The organism is uncultured Jannaschia sp. (assembly GCF_947494025.1).
In the GTDB taxonomy this organism is placed as follows: domain Bacteria; phylum Pseudomonadota; class Alphaproteobacteria; order Rhodobacterales; family Rhodobacteraceae; genus Jannaschia.
Window position 1 is genome coordinate 1 of sequence record NZ_CANLTQ010000070.1, and the last position, 4,538, is coordinate 4,538.

Consider the following 4,538-nt stretch of genomic DNA (forward strand, 5'->3'; position numbering starts at 1 on the left):
CTCCCCCGTCAGGGGCTGAGAGCGGCCGCCACGTAACCGGACCGGCCGCCGGATACACAGAACTCCTGACACTCCCAGTTTCCATGTCATCGAACTCCGGCAGCAATCTCAGGTACCGACGAAGGCTCGGCGCGCTGAGCGTTTGTCCGAACCTCTCCCAAAGATGGAACTTGAGGTCATCCGTCCGCCCCTGCTTGCTGAGACATTCCTCATAGACCTCGTCGAGGTCATGGCGAAGAAGCTTGGATGAGTTGGCCTCCGCAGCTGCGCGGGCATCGGCGATGATCCCGAATGCCTCGTCCACGCGGCCCGCATCCAGCAATCTGCGTGCCACACCCGGCGCGATGGTGCCGAACGTCAGCTGCTCCGGGGAGTAACGGGCCATGTAGGCGTCAACGTCCCCCTGCACGTCGGCAATGTCGGCCAGGATGATCGACTTCGTGAGGTGCTTGTCGCGCCGAACGCGGTCCTCGGCGCTCGATGCGCGACCATAGAACTGGTAAGCTTCCATCTCGGCGTCGCTCGGTGGGACTTCGGCCCAAATCTCCGTAATCTCCTTGAGATGGGCAAGGCCATCGTCCCCGAGGGCGTCGGCCGTGGCCGATACGATCCCGTCGAACTCGTCGTAACCCGCCCCGGGCGACGGCATCGAGGACGCGATCCGCCAGTACTTCGGGGGTCACGTTCAGTCTTGGCGCGACGTTCGCAATGATCTCTACCGCGTCGTCCATGACCTTCCCGATCGCTCCGTTGCTGTCATCGGTGCGTTCGTGGATCGAGGGGGCCAGTTGAAGGAATGACCACAGCAATTCGAAGGCCTCGTCGGCGTCCTGCGGTACGACGGTCTCCTCTATCATACGCAGCAATCCCGAGAGATCTCTGACGAAGGCCTTCTGTTTGCGCCAGTCGATGAAGCTCGACGATCTACGCAGCGATGCGAACCGCTTCCGGATATCCGCAGCCACGTCCTTCGGTCCCTGCGCCGCGCTCAGTTCCAGTCTCGCTCTGCGCTGGAGGGCCGCGTTGCCCTGCACCAGATCCATGACCAGGCCGGCGAGCTTCTCCGTCCCGAGCTTTTCGAGGTTGGTCTTGTTCAGGGTCTTCTTCGACATGACGCGGGCATCTGTTCCAATACCGATAGCTGCAGTGTCAAGGCTGCCCCAGCCGGTTCGGGGTGGCAATCTGGAAAGACATGGAACGGTTGGTATCAATAGCTCCGGTTTGCCGCACTGCCGCACGTCCGCTTCGAGCCCATTTCGACGAATGGCGCGGATCGCATGAACGGCTGCTGCTGATACGATGAAGTCGTTTCGTGCGACCGTCCTGTCAGCGTATAGTCTGCTCCGACTGACTCTCCAGCTTGTCCCTATTCGCCTTGACCACGACTTACAGCCAATCCGCCACCGCACACACACGCTCCGATGCGGCGAGATCGGCAAGGACGACGAGCCACATCTCTGCCATGGTGTCGGCACCGGAAGGCACGAGGTGGAGGATCGGGCCGTGAGGGTGAGGAAATAGGGCAGAACGGCGAGCCCCACCCGGTCCGGGCCGCGACGATCTGTTTCGTCGATGCGGCGATCCTCTACGTGCAAGTGCTCGAGCATGGGGGGCGGGTGAGGTCTACTTTGACGCCGCCCGCGAGGACGTGCCCTTCACGGAGATTGCGCGAGCGGTGACGACGGCCGCCGGGTGCAGGAACGAGGGGTCATGCCGGAGCACGCCGCTGAAATCTTGAACCCAGTCTGGGCGTTTCTCCTGTCGCTTACCAACCGGGTCTCCGACCGGAATGCCGAGCGCGACGTAGGCAAAACCCCGAAGTCCCCGCCCGGGCTGCTCAAGGACATGGCACACGGCTCCTTCGCATGACCCAAGGCTCAGCCAACTCTTTTGTAAGTCCCGTGAATTACTTCGAGCATGCGGTTTATCTTGGAAGACCTTATCCAAACTCGAGCAGAGGAGGATCGAACGCTTTAGCGGCAACGGCGACTTCAGGGAAATTCTTCAGCTAGGGACGGGTCCGGAAAGGATCGCCTGAACCCGGCGGCCAAGATCATCCACGTCGAAGGGTTTTCCCAGAACCGCCATGCCGGGCTCCAGAGAGCCGTGACTGAGAACCGCGTTTTCGGCGTATCCGGTCACAAACAGAATTTTGAGCCCGGGACGCAGAGCGCGGGCGGCATCGGCGACCTGTCGGCCGTTGAGGCCGCCTGGAAGGCCTACATCGGTGACGAGCAGATCGATCCGCGCGTTCGAGCGAAGGACTTTGAGGCCACCTTCACCATCCGAAGCCTCCAGCACATCGTAGCCCAGGTCGGTCAGAACGTCGACGACGAGCATCCTCACCAGTGCCTCGTCGTCGATTACAAGAATTGATTGGCCTTCCTTTGCCACAGCCGGTGGCGGCGCGTCGACAAGGGGAGCGTCCTCCGCACCCTCGGCGCCCTGCCGGCGGGGCAGATAGAGACAGATCGACGTGCCAACGCCAATCTCGGAATGGATGCGGACCTGGCCGCCGGATTGGCGGACGAAACCGTAGATCATCGACAGACCGAGCCCCGTGCCCTTGCCGATGGGCTTCGTCGTGTAGAAGGGCTCGAAAGCGCGCGCAATCACCTGAGGCGTCATGCCCGTGCCCGTGTCGGAGACGCAGAGCGAGACGTAGTCGCCGGGATCGAGATCCCGCCCCTGCGCCGCGCGAACGTCGAGCGTGCAGTTGGCGGTCTCGATGGTAATGCGTCCACCCTCGAACATGGCATCGCGTGCATTGATGCAGAGGTTGAGGAGCGCGCTCTCGAGCTGGTTCGGGTCGATCTCGACAGCCCAGAGATCGGCGGCGGCGGCGATCTTGATGGCCACTTCCGGCCCCACCGTGCGGGCGATCAGGTCCTCCATGCCGCCAACGAGGGCGTTTACGTCCACCCTCACGGGTGCAAGCGTCTGACGGCGCGAAAAGGCCAAGAGCCGCTGCGTGAGCGCGGCGGCGCGGCGGGATGCGTCCTGCGCGGCGGCGACATATCGGTCCACGTCGGCATGGCGCCCTTGCGCAGCGCGGGCGGAAATCATCTCGAGACTGCCCTGAATGCCAGCGAGCAGGTTGTTGAAGTCATGTGCTAGCCCGCCGGTGAGCTGGCCTACAGCCTCCATTTTCTGGCTCTGACGCAGCGCCTCCCCGGTTCGCTCGAGAGCCTCCGCCTGCTCCTTCTCGGCGGTCACGTGCCGGCCGCTCGCGTAGATGAGGTCACCCTCCGGTGCCGCCACCCACGAAAGCCAGCGATGCCCCCCGTCCTTGTGGCGGTAGCGGTTCTCAAACACTCGGGGCAGTGCGTCTTCCCGCGCTATTGCGAGCGCCGCGCCGGTCGGGGCGTCGTCCTCGGTCACGAGGAAGTCGAACAAAGTCCGGCCGATCACTTCGGCGGGGGTCCAGCCCAGAACCCGGGTGAAGGATGGGTTCACTGTCTGGAACACGCCGTCACCATTGATGACGACCTGCACGTCCTGGCTGTTGCGCCAGACCTGGTCGAACTCGGCCGTGCGCAGCGCCAGTGCCTCTGCTTGTTGGCGCTCCTCGGTGATGTCGCGGCCTACGCAGTAGACAAAGCCATCCTCGGGCACGCCCACCCACGATATCCAACGGTAGCCGCCGTCCTTGCGGCGGTAGCGGTTGGGAAACTGTATTGCCGGCTCCCCGACCTGGGTCAGGCGGAACCCTTCCCGCGTCCGTTCCAGATCGTCCGGATGGAGCAGTTCCCAGATCGTCATGGACGCGACCTCGGCCTCGGACCAGCCCAGCACGGTCATCCAGGCCGGATTGGAGGTCTCGAAGCGCCCGTCGGCATTCAGCGCGCCCATAAGGTCGGGTGTAACCGCCCACGTGCGTCCTCGCGCCTGCGTCCGCTCTGTGACCTGCCGTTCCAGGTCAGCATTGAGAGAGCGCAGCCGCGCCTCGCTGTCGCGCAGTGCCGCCTCGGCCTCGTGGCGCTCGTCGATGTCCACCACCGAGCCGACGTAACCAAGAAACCCACCCTCATCGCCGAAACGGGGCGCCGCGGCGTCGATGGCCCAGCGGTAGGTCCCGTCTGCGCGGCGCAGGCGGTATTCGAGCCGGAACGGCTCGGCCCGTGCGTTCGCTTCCAGGAAAATGCGCTCCGCCTCGGCCTTGTCGTCTGGATGCGTGGCATCGAGCCAGCCGAAGCCTTCCGCCTCCGCCTCCGTCTGCCCGGTGAATTCATACCAGCGCCGGTTGAGATAGGTGCAACGCCCGTCGGGCTCAGTCACCCAAGTGATGACCGGCGCGTGGTCGGCCATGTTGCGGAAGCGCGCCTCACTCTCGCGCAGCGCCCCTTCGACTTCGAGTCCGGCTGCCTGCGGCTCGGCAACTTGCACCGTGTCCGAGGTTTCACCGGCGGCGAAAGTCGAGCTGCGTTCCTTCACGAAGTTGCGCGTCCTTTAAGGAGCACCGGTAGTGCCCCCGGTGGTGGTGTAGGAAGCCGCGCGCGGAGCTTTTGGCTCAGTGCAGTAGGGGGTCGGACTGGTGG

General features: G+C 64.0%; 3 protein-coding genes and 1 pseudogene. 1 reads left to right on the plus strand and 3 read right to left on the minus strand.

The features are described from left to right. Window positions 1-649: DUF6880 family protein (locus tag Q1B08_RS20880; protein WP_366140084.1), on the minus strand; the 649-nt coding region annotated here is incomplete at its 3' end. 49 nt (window positions 650-698) lie between these two features. Beyond that, window positions 699-1,607 (minus strand): annotated as a pseudogene (locus Q1B08_RS22215) (DUF6880 family protein); the annotation flags it as partial. A gap of 103 nt (window positions 1,608-1,710) precedes the next feature. On the opposite strand from Q1B08_RS22215, the gene Q1B08_RS20885 reads away from it, so the two are divergent. Beyond that, entirely contained in the window at window positions 1,711-1,869 is a 159-nt protein-coding gene (locus Q1B08_RS20885; protein WP_299823151.1) for a hypothetical protein, read from the plus strand. 135 nt (window positions 1,870-2,004) lie between these two features. Here Q1B08_RS20885 and Q1B08_RS20890 read toward each other — a convergent pair whose 3' ends face one another. Continuing rightward, window positions 2,005-4,434 carry a PAS domain S-box protein gene (locus Q1B08_RS20890; protein WP_299823154.1) on the minus strand — a complete coding sequence of 810 codons (2,430 nt, stop codon included), beginning with the start codon at window positions 4,432-4,434 and terminating at the stop codon, window positions 2,005-2,007. Between the last annotated feature and the right edge of the window lie 104 nt (window positions 4,435-4,538).

Excerpts from the sequence above, each read along its gene's own strand:
- Q1B08_RS20885 (WP_299823151.1), top strand. The coding sequence starts at position 1,711 with ATGCCGGAGCACGCCGCTGAAATCTTGAACCCAGTCTGGGCGTTTCTC.